Here is a 13,555-nt window from a genome sequence, read left to right on the forward strand (position 1 = left end):
AGCAGCAGTATCAGGCGGCAGCCGAACGCCGCGCCAATTCGCACTGCGACCAGATGTCGCTCAGCGCATGGATCAGCTTGTCCACGTCACCGTCGCTGTGCACCGGCGAGGGTGTGATGCGAAGGCGCTCGGTCCCGCGCGGCACGGTCGGGTAGTTGATCGGCTGGACGTAGATGCCGTGGTTGTCCATCAGCCAGTCGCTGATGCGCTTGCACTTGTGCGGGTCGCCCACCATCACCGGAATGATGTGGCTGGGGTTGGGCAGGTGCGGAATCCCGATCGCGTCGAGGCGGCGGCGGACGGTCGCCACACGCTCCTTGTGCCGGGCCCGCTCCATCTCGCTCGTCTTGAGATGACGGATGCTGGCAGCGGCACCGGCGGCAAGGGCAGGGGGCAGCGCAGTCGTGAAGATGAACCCGCTGGCGAAAGTGCGGATGAAGTCGCACAGCGCCTCTGACGCCGCGATATATCCGCCCATCACGCCGAACGCTTTGCCCAGCGTCCCCTCGATCACGGTGATCCGGTCCATCAGGCCTTCGCGCTCTGCGACACCACCGCCGCGCGGGCCATAGAGCCCCACCGCGTGAACTTCGTCGATGTAACTCATCGCGCCGTGCTTCTCGCAGACGTCGAGGATCTCGGCGATCGGACCGATGTCGCCGTCCATCGAATAGACGCTTTCAAACGCGACCAACTTGGGCACGTCCGGCCCGTATTCCGAAAGCAGCTCATCGAGATGCGCCACATCGTTATGGCGCCACACCCGGCAGGTCGCGCGCGAATGGCGGATGCCTTCGATCATCGAGGCATGGTTGAGCGCGTCCGAGAACACCACGCAGCCGGGGATCTTCGCCGCCAGCGTGCCAAGACCCGCCCAGTTCGAGACATAACCCGAGGTGAAGAGCAGCGCCGCTTCCTTCCCGTGGAGGTCGGCCAGTTCCTGTTCCAGCAGCACGTGATGGTGGTTCGTGCCCGAGATGTTCCGCGTACCGCCAGCGCCCGCGCCGCATTCGTCGAGCGTGTTGTGCATGGCTTCAAGAACTGCGGGGTGCTGCCCCATGCCAAGGTAGTCGTTCGAGCACCACACCGTGACCTGCTCGGTCCGGTCATCGACATAGCGCGTGGCGTGCGGGAAATTGCCGCACTTGCGCTCGATCTCCGTAAAGATCCGATAGCGCCCTTCACCCCGGACCGCGTCCAGTTCCCCCTTGAAGTAGCCCTCGTAGTCCATGGTCGTCGGTCCTCTTCGTGAATTCTTCTTTGCGGTCAGTTGGCAGGGCGGCGGCTGGGCAAGGCCCAACCCCACAGCGCCCCGTCGCGGATCGGCAGGGCCAGAAACAGGTGTTCGAGTGCGCCAAGGGCGGCCAGCGCGAAGAGCAGGCTCGCGCCCGATGCACTGGCACTGCCCTCCGGCGCATTGATCGCGATCAAACCGAGCCACACCGCAAGAGCGGAAGTCCCTGCAATCGCGAGAAAAAGTTCCGCTCCCAAGCGCCGCGGCCCGAAATAGGTCTTGAGGTAGGCGAGGTGCGGCGGAAAGATCTCGGTGCTCATGTTCGGCACGCCGAAGAAGATCATCAGCTTGGTCGAAAGCCGCATCGCCAGCAGCAGCGTGAACGTCATCGCGCCGATCTGGTTTGCCGCGTTCCAGCTCAATGAGATCAACCCGATGGCGCTCAGCGCCAGCGCGATCTCGTGCCAGGCCACCGCACTCACGGCGTGGAAGAACCGCTCCAGCCCGCGCGCTTCGGCGGGGCAAGCCTCGCGCCTCGGACCGGTCACCGCTCCCGTCAGGAAGCTGATCTCGTGCCACGACCAGAGGAGGATCGCTCCGGCAAACGCGGCATAGACCCCGATCAGCGTCGGCTTGTTCATCGACCAGGCCACCACTGCCAGCCCGCCGACGCCCGCGATTCCCGCCAGCTTCAGGCTGCGCGGGAAAGTGCGGCGCTCGCGGTTGTCCGCCCAAGCGATCAGGCCGGTCGCAAGGAACCAGACCACGATCGTGGCGATCACCGGCAGGACGTGGCCGGTCCAGCTTACCACGCGGGCTGCATCCGCACCGTGGTAGGCAGTTCGTTGCGGCGAGGGCGCAACAGGTACATCCGCGCGAAGTTCGCGCCGGCCCCCAAAGCACCCGAAGCCCGCATCAGCGCGCCCGAAAGCCCGCCGCGCTTCTTGCCCTCTTCGATCTTCCTGCTCGCCACCAGCAGCCGCTTCATCGCCCGGCGGAAGCGAGGATCATCTGTGTCGAGTTCGACCGGGAACACCTGACGGCTGATTGCGGTGCAGATCTCGAACACGCGGTAGTCATAGGTCTCGGGATCGAGGCCCAGCGCCTTGTGGAACACCGGCCGCGCATGATCACGCACGTACATCGTCGAATAGACCGCGAGCAGGAAGAACCGCACCCACAGCTTGTTCATGCCCGTCAGCAGCTTCGGGTCGGCGCGCAGCAGCAGGGCAAAGGCCTCGCCATGACGGAACTCGTCGTTGCACCAGCTCTCGAACCAGTTGAAGATCGGATGGAAGCGCAGTTCGGGGTGCGCGGCCAGCTGGCGATAGATTGCGATGTAGCGCGCATAGCCGATCTTCTCGGACAGGTAGACCGAATAGAAGATGAATTTCGGCTTGAAATAATGGTATTTCTTGGCCTTCGTCAGAAAGCCGAGGTCAATGCCGATCCCGGCATCCTTCAGCGATTCATTGATGAACCCGGCATGGCGGCTTTCATCGCGTGCCAGCAGCTTGAACAGCAGCTTCATGTCGGGGTTCTTCGTCCGCCGCGCCATTTCGGCATAGAGGATGCAGCCCGAAAACTCCGAGGTCAGCGAGCTGACCAGAAAGTCGATGAACTCGGCCCGCAGCTCCGGTTCCAGCCCCTCGATCACCCCGGCAAAGCTTTCCTGGCGCTTGAAGTGCTTCTTGTTGGGATCGCTCACCATCTCGGCCATCAGCTCGTCCCATTCCTGGCGCACCAGCGAGACGTCGATGGAATCGAGCGCGGCAAAGTCGGTGGTGTAGAAGCGCGGGCTCAGCACTGTTTCATGCTGCACCATCTTGTGCACATCGGGCTTGGGCGCACGTTCGGGCGCTGCCACAGGACGTTCGAGTGTGATCGCGTTCATCTCAGGCTCCCAGGATTGAAGCTGACCTCGTACAGTTCGGTCAGGCCAAGGTAGGCGACAATCCGCATCCACCCCCGCAGCAGGGGGCCTGCGCGGACGACGGTAGCCGTCCGCTCGAACACGGCACTTTCGCCGAAGGCCACGCGGATTGGTTCGCCATGAACGCGAACCTTGTCGCCGGGCTCGACAGACAGATTGCCCGCCAGCTCGACATGCGCGTGGAAATGCGCCTCGCTCTGCTCCACCGCTATGCGACAGGGCACTTCGAAGGCGCGGGCGCGAATCATGCCTGATTGCCCTTTGCTTTGGCTCCACTGAGGAATTTGGCAAAGGCGGCCCGGTTGGTCGCGCCGAACGAGCCAAGCTCGATCGAACGCCCCGTCGCCGGGTCGCGCAGCGAGAGCGATCCGTTCTCCCACTGCGTCAGTTCGAAGGGTGCCGCTGGGCCGATCCCCTTCATCTTCCTTTCGCGAGCCATGCCGCGCATCACGCCGCGCACGAACCCGCCGCCATCGTTCTCGCCGATCATCGCGGCGAGTGTCGACCCTGTATCGGCATCCTTGACCATGACGGCTCCATCCGCCCGGTCCTCGAATGCCAGATGCCGCACCTCCAGCGCCGCCACGTTATCCCGCGCGCGTGCCACGGCCGGCACCGCCTCCCGCTCGAGCACCCCGACGCGCACCAGCGCGGTCAGCGCCAGCGTTGTCGCCACCAGCGCCCCTGCCAGGATCAGCGCCGGGCGGGGGACGGTGTTCTCGTGGTCATGGACCAAGCTGCCATGGTGGGAGCTCATGCCGCCGCTCCCTGCAGGCCATGGTCACGCACCGGCACAGCTTTGGACCGCAACGCTGCTGCTTCGTTCGGCACCACTGCCGAGCAGGCCTTGGCGAGAACCTTGGCGACGGCTGCCGCGTCGGGGAGGGCGCGCAACATCGGGCTGGGCTGGCCAAGCCGCCACGGCCGCGCGTGCGGCCACAGCATGGCGAAGCCAAGCCGGTGCCGTCCGGTCAGTGTCAGCGCAATGTCACCATGCCCGCCGCCCTGCGGCCGTAGATCCGCCGAGCCGATCATCGCCAGCGGCAGGTTCACGCACTTGTTGAGCGCCACGCCGATGCGCAGCACCACGCGGCGGTTGGTGATCGTGTAGACCGTCGTCTTCGCCACGGCGATCGCGAACACTGCCAGCAAGCCTTGCGTGATTGCCCCGCCGACCACGGCCGCGCCCGCGCCAAACAGCTTGCCGCTGGCGAGGCCGAAAAGGGCCAGCACTGCGAAATAGCCGCTGACCCAGCGGGTGTGCAGAGCGCTGCGGGCAAAGGTTCGCCAATCGGGCGAGCCCTGCCACAGGATACTCTCGCCGGCGGGCAGATCGCCCGGCAGCCCGCGGATCGGCTCGTGGTCGTACTCGCTCATATCAGCGGTTCCAGCCGGTTTTCGTTTGCATAGAGGTAGCCGGTGCCGAAGTAGGCCACCGTGCGCTCTTCCTCATACCGGGTGATCTCGCCCGGATTGGCGGGGAAGGGGGCCCCGGCAAAGTCGGCCGCGTTGATAGCGTCGATGATCACAGCGTTCTTCTTCACCACTGCCATCGGCATCGGAGCGAGGACCGTCTTGCCGCCGGTATCGACCGCCAGATAGCGCACCAAGTGCTCGGCCCGGTCGACCCACATGTCGGTGACGACGCCAGCCTTGAGGCCATCTGCGCCATAGACGGGAAGCCCGCGCGGATCGGTGCTGGCCGTGGCAACGCTGATTTCCGGCACCAGGCCCATCGGCACGAGGCGCGGATTGCCGTGGGCATCGATATCTGCCCACTTGGCACGGTCGGCATAGGAGCCCGGGCCGACGCCCGCGGCAAACACGTCACCCACCGGGCTCAGCGGTGCGCCACCGAAGTTCTCGCGACGCTTGGCGTTCACTTCGAACGGATCGCGCTCGCCGGTGGGCACGGATTTCGTGCCCTTGCCGAATGGCAGGATGAAGGTCTTGGGCGCGGCGGCCGAAAGCGGCCCGCCTTCGCTGAGCAGGCGCCCGGTCAGCGCATCCTCCAGCGGATAGCCTTCGCGCCGGTCTTCGCGCCGGAGCCAGAAGACAAGAGCGATGAAGAACCCGATGAAGGTTATCATCGCGATCTGAGCGGCATCGATCGTGCCGACGATATTGCCGTAGTTCATGTGCGTGTCCTCTTCGCGTTCCCTGTGCCCCTGCTGCTCATGTGGGGAATTCCGTCAGTCCAAAGCTTCGTCCCTCCCGCCGGATAGCCGCCGGGGTCTGGCCCACGAGCGGGCCCAGCACGACGAGCGTGGCCAGCAGCAGGCAGATCTCGATGATGTAGATCGTGGCATATCCCGTGGCGCGATTGGCCAGCGTCAGGCCCAGCTCGTCCGAGACGGCAAGGCTTGAGACCATATCGCGCAGCACCCCGCCCATGGCGATGGCAAGCCCGGCAAACGTCGTCTGCACCGCGCCCCAGGCGCCCAGGGCAAGGCCCGACGTCTTGTCGGTTGCCAAGGTCATCGCCGTGGTCAGCGTGCCGACAAGGAACAGCCCGGCGCCCGCACCGATCGCGGTCGCACCGGCAAGCAGGGCGACGGGGCTGGCGAGCGGTGCGGCGAAGATCACCAGCATGAATGCTGCGATCCCCACGACCGCGCCGAACCCGGAAATCCGCAGCGCGTCCATCCCGCGCGAGAGCCACCGGGCCGAAAGCGTGAATCCGGCCAGTGCGCCCAAGGCCCAGCCACCGGTCAGGAACGTGGTCGCGCCCACCGAAAGGCCAAGGATTTCGCCGCCATAAGGCTCGAGCAGCGCATCCTGCATCGAGAATGCCGTGGCCCCAAGCCCGACCGCGACCAGCAGCCGCATCGTGATCGGCTCGGCCACGAAGCTCTGCCAAACGTCGGTAAAGGCGGGGCGCGGCGTCTGAGCCGAAGCGATTGTCGCACTGCGTGCCTCCTGCTTCCACAGTGCAATGACGTTGAGGAAGAAGGTCAGGATCGCCGAACCCTGGATCACCTGCACCAGACGGGTGGGCGTGAAGTGCGCCAGCAGTCCGCCGATCACCAGTGCAGCAATCATCATGCCCGCCAGCAGCGCCAGATAGAGCAGGGCGACCGCACGGGGGCGGCGCTCGTCATCGACAAGGTCGCCGGTCAGGGCAAGGCCAGCCGTCTGCGTCGTGTGCATGCCGAAGCCTGCCAGAAGGAACGCCAGCGCGCTCGCCGCAGTGCCAATTGCGAAAAGCTCGGGCCGCGCCATAAGCAGCAGCGCGAACGGCATGATCGCAAGGCCGCCGAACTGCATCAGTGTGCCGAACCAGATGAATGGCACCCGTCGCCAGCCCAGAACCGAACGATGCACGTCCGATTTGTGCCCGATCAGCGCGCGGAATGGCGCGGCGAGCAGCGGAATGGCGATCATCAGCGAGACCAGCCATGCCGGAATGCCCAGTTCCACGATCATCACGCGGTTGAGCGTACCGTTGAGCAGCACGGTCATCATGCCCACGCTCACCTGGAACAGTGAAAGACGCAGCAGGCGTGACAGCGGGATCTCGGCGCTGGCCGCATCGGCGAAGGGCAGCCAGGTGAGCGCCACCTTGCTCCATTTCGCAGAAAGGGCCTGCCGCTGCGCCATCAGATCTTCACCAGCTCCATCGCATGGCTCTTGTAGAACCCGCTCGAAATCCGGCCGGAGCGGCGGACCTCCCACCCTTCGAACTGGCTGAGCGCTGCACGCAGCTGGCTTTCGGCAATAGGCACGATTGCGGGCGAACGATCAGAGCGCGGAAAGACCTTGCCCACGGTATGCATCGCGCCGAGCAGCGGGGTGTAGGGCGCGAAAGTGAACAGGATCGAGCCTGTGCAACGGCGGGTCAGCGCCGACAGCGCCCAGACCATGTCCGGCAAGGTGTAGTGGATCAGCGAGTCCATCGCCACGACATGGTCGAAGCTGCCCAAGGCCGGATCGAGCATGTCGCCCACGCGCCACTGGATGCGCCCATGGCCAAGATAGGAAGGCGCGCGCTCGGCCGCGATGTCGACCAGCCCCTGCGCCACGTCTATCGCCGTCACCACGGCACCGCGACAGGCCGCTTCCACGCTGAGGCTGCCAGTTCCGCAACCTGCATCCAGCACGTCGCGCCGCCGCAGATCCTCGGGTAGCCAGCCGAGCAGTTGCGCCCGCATCGCATCGCGCCCCGCCCGCACGGTTGCGCGAATGCCGCTGACCTTCGCGGTCGAGGTCAGGTCGATCCACGCCTTCTGCGCCGTGCCGTCGAAGTATGCGGCCAGCTTTTCGCGCTGGCTGTCATAGCGGTTGGGAGCAAATTGCGTGGCCATCATTCGAACCCCAGGAAGTCGAAGATATCGCGGTCCTTCATCGGGTTGGCGACAACTGGGTCGACGCCATCCCACAGCATTTGTGCAAGCCGCAGGTATTCCTGCTGCGCAGCAATCACTTCCGGCGAAGGCTCCATCTCGAACAGCGTGCACTTCTTCAGGCGGCTGCGGCGGATAGCGTCGACGTCGCGGAAGTGCGCCAGGCGCTTCATCCCGATCGCTTCGCTGAAGCGGTCGATCTCGTCCGTCGCGGCAGAACGGTTGGCGATCACGCCGGCAAGCCGCACGTTGTAGTTCTTTGCCTTCGCACCGATGGCCGCGACGATCCGGTTCATCGCGAAGATTGAATCAAAATCGTTCGCCGCCACCACCAGCGCGCGTTCGGCATGCTGCAGCGGTGCAGCAAAGCCCCCGCACACCACGTCGCCCAGCACGTCGAAGATCACCACGTCGGTATCTTCCAGCAGGTGGTGCTGCTTGAGCAGCTTCACCGTCTGCCCCACGACATAGCCGCCGCAACCGGTGCCTGCCGGCGGTCCTCCGGCCTCCACGCACATCACCCCGTTGTAACCCTCGAACATGTAGTCCTCGGGCCGGAGCTCCTCCGCATGGAACTCGACGCTTTCGAGCACGTCGATCACCGTCGGCATCAGCTTCTTGGTCAGCGTGAAGGTGGAATCGTGCTTGGGGTCGCAACCGATCTGCAGCACGCGATGGCCAAGCTTGGAGAAAGCGGCCGAGAGGTTCGACGATGTCGTCGACTTGCCAATCCCGCCCTTGCCATAGACGGCAAAGACCTTCGCGCCCTTGATCTCGTCGCGCGGGTCCAATGAGACCTGCATCGATCCTTCGCCGTCCGGCTGGCTGAAGCGCGCCCTTGGGTCGAGCAGGTTCATCGCAAACTCCTATTCCGCCGCAATTGCGGAAGTGATGGTGGAAGGGGCAGCCCCCACGAACACGCCTTCCAGCCTGTCCTCAAGCTCGTCGCTGGCCATGCGCAGCGCTTCGAGCGTATCGTCGTCGGGTTCCCACAGGCGCCGTTCGCAGGCTTCGAGCAGGCGGTTCGCCACCCGCGCCGAACTGGTCGGGTTGAGCTGCGAAAGGCGCTCGCGCATCGCCGGGTCGAGCACGAAAGTCTCGCTGATCTGCTGGTACACCCACGGCGCTACCTGGCCCGTGGTGGCTGACCAGCCCACGGTGTTGGTCACGTGCTGCTCGATGTTGCGCACCCCTTCGAAGCCATGCTTGAGCATCCCTTCGAACCATTTGGGATTGAGCGTGCGCGTGCGTGTTTCCAGATCGATCTGTTCGGCCAGCGTGCGCACCTTGGCTTCGCCCACCGTGGCGTCGACGATATAGACCGGCGCTTCTGCCCCCTTGGCCCGCGCGATCGACCGGCTCACCCCACCCAGGCTGTCGACGTACTGGTCAAGATCGGTAATCCCGACCTCGACGCTTTCGAGGTTCTGGTAGACGAAATCCACGTCCTTCAGCGCGCTGCGCAGAAGGTCGCGCTGCGCCACCGGCGTGCCCTTGACGCCATAGGCATAGCCCTTGCGCGTCTCGAAGGCGTTGGCCAGCTCGTCGGGATCGGCCCATACGCCGCCTTCGATCAGCTGGTTGACGTTCGCGCCATAGGCACCCTCGGCATTGGAGAACACGCGCAGTGCGGCGGTTTCCATGTCGCAGTGATGTTCGGCCTGATGGGCAAGGCTGTGCTTGCGCACGAAGTTCATGGTCAGCGGCTCGTCTGCATTCGCAGCAAGCAGTGCGGCTTCGGCCAGCATCCGCGTCTGCAGCGGCAGCAGGTCGCGGAAGATGCCCGAAAGCGTCACCACCACGTCGATGCGCGGGCGGCCCAGTTCCTCCAGCGGGATCAGTTCGGCCCCGGCAAGGCGGCCATAGCTGTCCATCCGCGGCCGCGCGCCCATCAGCGAGAGTACCTGCGCGATCTGCGCGCCTTCGCTCTTCATGTTGTCCGTGCCCCACAGCACCATGGCGAGGCTTTCCGGAGCGGCCTCTCCGTTCGCGGCGTGGCGCGCCAGCAACCAGTTCGCCTGCAGCTTGCCCTGTTCGCAGGCAAAGCGCGTGGGCAGGCGGAACGGGTCGAAGCCGTGGAGATTGCGCCCGGTCGGCAGCACTTCGGGATTGGCCAGCAGATCGCCGCCGGGGGCAGGGCGGACGTATCCGCCATCCAGCGCGTGCATCAGCGCGCCAAGTTCGTCGCAGGAATCCAGCGCCGCCTCGATCGCTTCGGCCGAACTCTCGCCCGCTTCCATCAGTGCTTCAACAAGTTCCGCGCGCTCCGAACCGGCAGGGGCCTTGCCCAGAACATGCAGCCCATGCGGGATCAGCGTGCGCTCCAGTTCATAGAGATTGGCGCTCAGTTCCGGCACGCTCTCAGCCGTCACGTCGAGCGCGTCGCACTCGTCCCAGATCAGCTCTTCTAGCGCCCGGCGCTCCGCCTCGTCCGTTGTCATGCGCCAGCGCTCGATGCTCGCCTTGAGATCGGCAAAGCCGCGATAGAGCCCGGCCCGCGCCAGCGGCGGTGTCAGGTAGCTCAGCATGGTCGCGCCCGAACGCCGCTTGGCCAGCACGCCCTCGGAAGGATTGTTGGCGGCAAAGAGGTAGAAGTTGGGCAGATCGCCCAAGAGACGCTCCGGCCAGCACTTGCCGGTCAGGCCCACCTGCTTGCCCGGCATGTATTCCAGCGCGCCATGCGTGCCGAAATGCACCACGGCATCGGCGCCGAAGTCCTCCCGGATCCAGCGGTAATAGGCCGAAAACGCGTGCGTCGGGGCAAAGTCGCCGTCGAACAGCAGGCGCATCGGATCGCCCTCGTAGCCGAACCCCGGCTGTACGCCCACGAACACGTTGCCGAACCGCGCGCCGAGGACGTGGACGTGCGAGCCATCGCTCTGGATCTTGCCCGGTGCCGGGCCCCACTGTGCCTCGATCTCGGCCAGGTAGGGCTCGCGCCGCACGTGCTCGTCGGCATCGATGCGGGTGTAGACGTTGGCGTCGGCGCCGAACCGCTCGGCATTGCCCTTCAGGATTGCATCGCGCAGCGCGTCGACGCTTTCGGGCACTTCGACCTGATAGCCCTCGCGCGCCATCCGCTTCAGCGTCTCATGCAGCGATTCAAACACCGCAAGGAATGCTGCAGACCCGGTCGCCCCGGAATTGGGGGGGAAGTTGAAGATGGTGATCGCCACCTTGCGCCGTGCTCGCTCAGCCTTGCGCAGCGCCACGATCTTCACGACCTTCGCCGCCAGCGCTTCGACCCGCTCGGGGCAGGCACGCATAGCGTTGACCGGCCCGGTGCTCTCGAAAACGCAGGCCCTGGCGCATCCTGCGCAAGCCTTGCCCACACCGTCCGAACGCCCGCCGAACACCGTCGGCATCGTTGCGCCGTCGAGTTCCGGGATCGCCACCATGATGGTCGATTCCAGCGCCAGCAGCCCCTGCCGCGATGCGCCCCACTGCTCCAGCGTCTGGAACTCCAGCGGATGCGCCGCGATGTAGGGCACGTTCAGGCGGCCGAGGATCTCTTCCGCCGCCTTTGCGTCGTTGTAGGCGGGCCCGCCGACCAGCGAGAATCCGGTCAGCGAGATCACCGCATCGACCACCGGCTCGCCGTCCTTGAGAAAGAACTTCTCGATCACCGGGCGCGAATCCAGCCCGTTGGCAAAGCCGGGTATGACGCGCAGGCCGGCCGCTTCCAGTGCAGCGATCATGCCGTCGTAATGCCCGGCGTCCTTCGAAATCAGGTAGGAGCGCAGCAGCAGCAGGCCGACCGTGCCATTCGCGCCCTGCCGGGTTGGCAACAAGCGCAGGCTGTCCGAAAACTTCTGTTCGGTGCGCGGGTGATAGACGCCAACTTCGGGATAGTCGCGCGGCGCTTCGGCCCCGGTCATGCCCCGCCGGGTCAGACGCTCGCCCGCGGCATAACGGTCGATCAGCGCACGGACCATCGACACCACGTTGTCGTCCGATCCGGCCAGCCAGTATTGCAACGTCAGGAAATAGGCGCGCACGTCCTGCGCGGTGCCGGGAATGAACCGCAGGATCTTGGGCAGGCGGCGCAGCATGCGCATCTGGCCCGCGCCGGAATTCGCGCCCGGTTTGCCCGATCCACGCAGCTTCTTCAGCATGGCGAGCGGCCCCTTGGCAGGTGCGTCCATACGGTAACCGCCCATCCGCGTCAGCCGCACCACGTCGCCCGAAGACATCAGGCAGACCATCGCGTCGCAATCTTCACGCCGCGCTTCCAGCGTCGGCAGAATCGCGCGGATGTGATCGTCGAGGAACAGCATCGTCACGATGACGATATCGGCCTGCGCAATTGCCGCTTTGGTCGCCTCCAGCGCCTTGCTGCCGGGCCGGTCCCAATCGGTCGCCGCATGCAGCGTGACGCTGACATTGTCCTGCCGCAGTCGCGCATCGGCGCGTTCGACGCCAGCCTTGAGGTGGTTGTCCAGCGTGACGATCGCGACACGGACCTGAGGGGCGCGGCTACCGGGCATAGTGGGCCTTCGCATCATAGAGCGTGGCCAGATCGACCGCGCCGCGCCCTTGCGAAAGCGCAAAGGCCTCGGTGTTGCGGCGAACCTTTCCGCGCACGAAGAACGGGACTTTCTTGAGTTCCTGCTCGGCCTCGGCGGTCCACGCGATGGTGGTCGCGGTCGGCAATTCGGCCAGTTCGCCCCGGGTTGAGGGCATCGCTGGTTCCGCCTGTTGCCGTGCCACTGGAGCCGCCCCATGCAAGTGCGATGGCCCTGCCTCGTCCGAGAACTCGAAGTCGTCGCGGAACATCGTCAGCAGGTGTTCCTCCAGCCCCATCACCAGCGGATGGACCCAAGTATCGAAGATCACGTTGGCGCCTTCGAAGCCCATCTGCGGGCTGTGGCGCGCAGGGAAGTCCTGCACATGCACCGGCGAGGAGATTACCGCACAGGGAATGCCGAAGCGCTTGGCGATATGGCGCTCCATCTGCGTGCCCAAGACCAGTTCGGGCGAGGCATTGAGGATCGCGTCCTCCACTTCGAGATGGTCGTCGGTGATCAGCGGCTCGACGCCATAATGCGCTGCCGCAGCGCGCATTTCGCGCGCAAATTCGCGGTTGTAGCAGCCCAGGCCGCAGATCTCGAAGCCCAGTTCCTCATGCGCGATCCGCGCCGCGGCAATGGCGTGCGTGGCATCGCCGAAGATGAAGACGCGCTTGCCGGTCAGGTACGTCGAGTCGACCGAACGGCTCCACCACGGCATGCGCGATTGCGGGTCGGCCAAGGCCTCCGTTGCGTCGACGCCGGCCAGCGCAGCGACTTCCGCAATGAAATCCCGGGTCGCGCCCACCCCGATCGGCACGGTGCGGATCGCCGGCTGGTGCAGCGCCTGATCCAGCCAACGCGCCGCTTCCCCGCCAACTTCGGGATACATCACGATGTTGAAATCGGCCCGGCCCAGCGTCCGAATGTCGTCCGGTGCAGCATCCAGCGGGGCGACGCAATTGACGTCGACCCCGAGATTCCACAACAACTTGCGCACTTCGAGCACATCGTCACGATGGCGGAAGCCCAGTGCACAAGGGCCGAGCAGATTGACCAGCGGACGCCGACCTTCGCGCGGGGAGGGACGCACGTCCCGATCCACCAGCTGCCGCACGACGCGGTAGAATGTCTCGGCCGCGCCCCAGTTCTCCTTGCGCTGATAGCTCGGCAGCTCAAGCGGGATCACCGGGCAGGGCAGCTCCAGCGCTTCGGCAAGGCCCGCAGGGTCGTCCTGGATCAGTTCGGCGGTGCACGATGCACCCACCAGCAGCGCCTTGGGCGCAAACCGTTCGTAGGCATCGCGTGCGGCGTTCTGGAAGATGCTCGCCGTGTCCTTGCCCAGATCGCGCGCCTGGAAGGTGGTATAGGTCACCGGCGGGCGCTTGCCGCGCCGTTCGATCATCGTGAACAGCAGGTCGGCGTAAGTGTCGCCCTGCGGGGCATGCAGCACGTAATGCAGATCCTGCATCGCAGTTGCGACACGCATCGCCCCCACGTGTGGCGGACCCTCGTATGTCCAGACCGCCAGCTGCAT

The 13,555-nt window shown here is 65.4% G+C and carries 12 protein-coding genes; all 12 read right to left on the reverse strand.

The features are described from left to right. Positions 1–10: 10 nt before the first annotated feature. Genes hemA through bchB form a run of 12 tightly spaced genes read right to left on the reverse strand, consistent with a single transcriptional unit; the run spans position 11 to position 13,555 of the window. Positions 11–1,231: a 5-aminolevulinate synthase gene (gene hemA / locus NJ75_RS16840; protein ID WP_039336579.1), complete on the reverse strand. Its 1,221-nt coding sequence runs from the start codon at positions 1,229–1,231 to the stop codon at positions 11–13. Between the two features lie 35 nt (positions 1,232–1,266). After that, positions 1,267–2,046 (reverse strand): putative photosynthetic complex assembly protein PuhE, encoded by a 780-nt coding sequence (puhE, locus tag NJ75_RS16845; protein ID WP_039336581.1) that lies wholly within the window; start codon positions 2,044–2,046, stop codon positions 1,267–1,269. Then, positions 2,040–3,128: a magnesium-protoporphyrin IX monomethyl ester (oxidative) cyclase gene (gene acsF, locus NJ75_RS16850; RefSeq protein WP_039336583.1), complete on the reverse strand. Its 1,089-nt coding sequence runs from the start codon at positions 3,126–3,128 to the stop codon at positions 2,040–2,042. The genes puhE and acsF overlap by 7 nt, the downstream gene beginning before the upstream one ends. Next, on the reverse strand, positions 3,125–3,415 hold the full coding sequence (locus tag NJ75_RS16855) for a hypothetical protein (protein WP_039336585.1): 291 nt from the start codon (positions 3,413–3,415) through the stop codon (positions 3,125–3,127). Before NJ75_RS16855 ends, acsF begins: the two co-directional genes overlap by 4 nt. Beyond that, positions 3,412–3,924, reverse strand: a complete 513-nt coding sequence (puhC, locus tag NJ75_RS16860; RefSeq protein ID WP_052242593.1) for a photosynthetic complex assembly protein PuhC — start codon at positions 3,922–3,924, stop codon at positions 3,412–3,414. The genes NJ75_RS16855 and puhC overlap by 4 nt, the downstream gene beginning before the upstream one ends. After that, entirely contained in the window at positions 3,921–4,544 is a 624-nt protein-coding gene (puhB, locus tag NJ75_RS16865; RefSeq protein ID WP_039336587.1) for a photosynthetic complex putative assembly protein PuhB, read from the reverse strand. The genes puhC and puhB overlap by 4 nt, the downstream gene beginning before the upstream one ends. Then, positions 4,541–5,305 carry a photosynthetic reaction center subunit H gene (puhA, locus tag NJ75_RS16870; protein WP_039336589.1) on the reverse strand — a complete coding sequence of 255 codons (765 nt, stop codon included), beginning with the start codon at positions 5,303–5,305 and terminating at the stop codon, positions 4,541–4,543. The genes puhB and puhA overlap by 4 nt, the downstream gene beginning before the upstream one ends. Before the next feature lie 37 nt (positions 5,306–5,342). Next, positions 5,343–6,767 (reverse strand): BCD family MFS transporter, encoded by a 1,425-nt coding sequence (locus tag NJ75_RS16875; RefSeq protein ID WP_082013435.1) that lies wholly within the window; start codon positions 6,765–6,767, stop codon positions 5,343–5,345. Then, a complete protein-coding gene (gene bchM / locus NJ75_RS16880; RefSeq protein WP_039336680.1) occupies positions 6,767–7,471 on the reverse strand; it encodes a magnesium protoporphyrin IX methyltransferase in 705 nt (234 codons plus the stop codon). Before bchM ends, NJ75_RS16875 begins: the two co-directional genes overlap by 1 nt. Beyond that, complete coding sequence (gene bchL, locus NJ75_RS16885) at positions 7,471–8,367, reverse strand: ferredoxin:protochlorophyllide reductase (ATP-dependent) iron-sulfur ATP-binding protein (RefSeq protein ID WP_039336591.1); 897 nt, start codon at positions 8,365–8,367, stop codon at positions 7,471–7,473. The genes bchM and bchL overlap by 1 nt, the downstream gene beginning before the upstream one ends. A gap of 9 nt (positions 8,368–8,376) precedes the next feature. Then, positions 8,377–11,997 (reverse strand): magnesium chelatase subunit H, encoded by a 3,621-nt coding sequence (locus tag NJ75_RS16890; protein WP_039336593.1) that lies wholly within the window; start codon positions 11,995–11,997, stop codon positions 8,377–8,379. Beyond that, positions 11,987–13,555: a ferredoxin:protochlorophyllide reductase (ATP-dependent) subunit B gene (gene bchB, locus NJ75_RS16895; RefSeq protein WP_039336596.1), complete on the reverse strand. Its 1,569-nt coding sequence runs from the start codon at positions 13,553–13,555 to the stop codon at positions 11,987–11,989. The genes NJ75_RS16890 and bchB overlap by 11 nt, the downstream gene beginning before the upstream one ends.

Source organism: Novosphingobium subterraneum (genome assembly GCF_000807925.1).
GTDB classification, from domain to species: domain Bacteria; phylum Pseudomonadota; class Alphaproteobacteria; order Sphingomonadales; family Sphingomonadaceae; genus Novosphingobium; species Novosphingobium subterraneum.

Bases quoted from the DNA above. Each gene is read 5' to 3' on its own strand.
- bchB (WP_039336596.1), bottom strand. From the start codon at position 13,555: ATGCAGCTGGCGGTCTGGACATACGAGGGTCCGCCACACGTGGGGGCG.
- puhA (WP_039336589.1), bottom strand. From the start codon at position 5,305: ATGAACTACGGCAATATCGTCGGCACGATCGATGCCGCTCAGATCGCG.
- acsF (WP_039336583.1), bottom strand. From the start codon at position 3,128: ATGAACGCGATCACACTCGAACGTCCTGTGGCAGCGCCCGAACGTGCG.
- NJ75_RS16855 (WP_039336585.1), bottom strand. From the start codon at position 3,415: ATGATTCGCGCCCGCGCCTTCGAAGTGCCCTGTCGCATAGCGGTGGAG.
- bchM (WP_039336680.1), bottom strand. From the start codon at position 7,471: ATGGCCACGCAATTTGCTCCCAACCGCTATGACAGCCAGCGCGAAAAG.
- puhC (WP_052242593.1), bottom strand. From the start codon at position 3,924: ATGAGCTCCCACCATGGCAGCTTGGTCCATGACCACGAGAACACCGTC.
- puhB (WP_039336587.1), bottom strand. From the start codon at position 4,544: ATGAGCGAGTACGACCACGAGCCGATCCGCGGGCTGCCGGGCGATCTG.
- bchL (WP_039336591.1), bottom strand. From the start codon at position 8,367: ATGAACCTGCTCGACCCAAGGGCGCGCTTCAGCCAGCCGGACGGCGAA.
- NJ75_RS16890 (WP_039336593.1), bottom strand. From the start codon at position 11,997: ATGCCCGGTAGCCGCGCCCCTCAGGTCCGTGTCGCGATCGTCACGCTG.
- hemA (WP_039336579.1), bottom strand. From the start codon at position 1,231: ATGGACTACGAGGGCTACTTCAAGGGGGAACTGGACGCGGTCCGGGGT.
- NJ75_RS16875 (WP_082013435.1), bottom strand. From the start codon at position 6,767: ATGGCGCAGCGGCAGGCCCTTTCTGCGAAATGGAGCAAGGTGGCGCTC.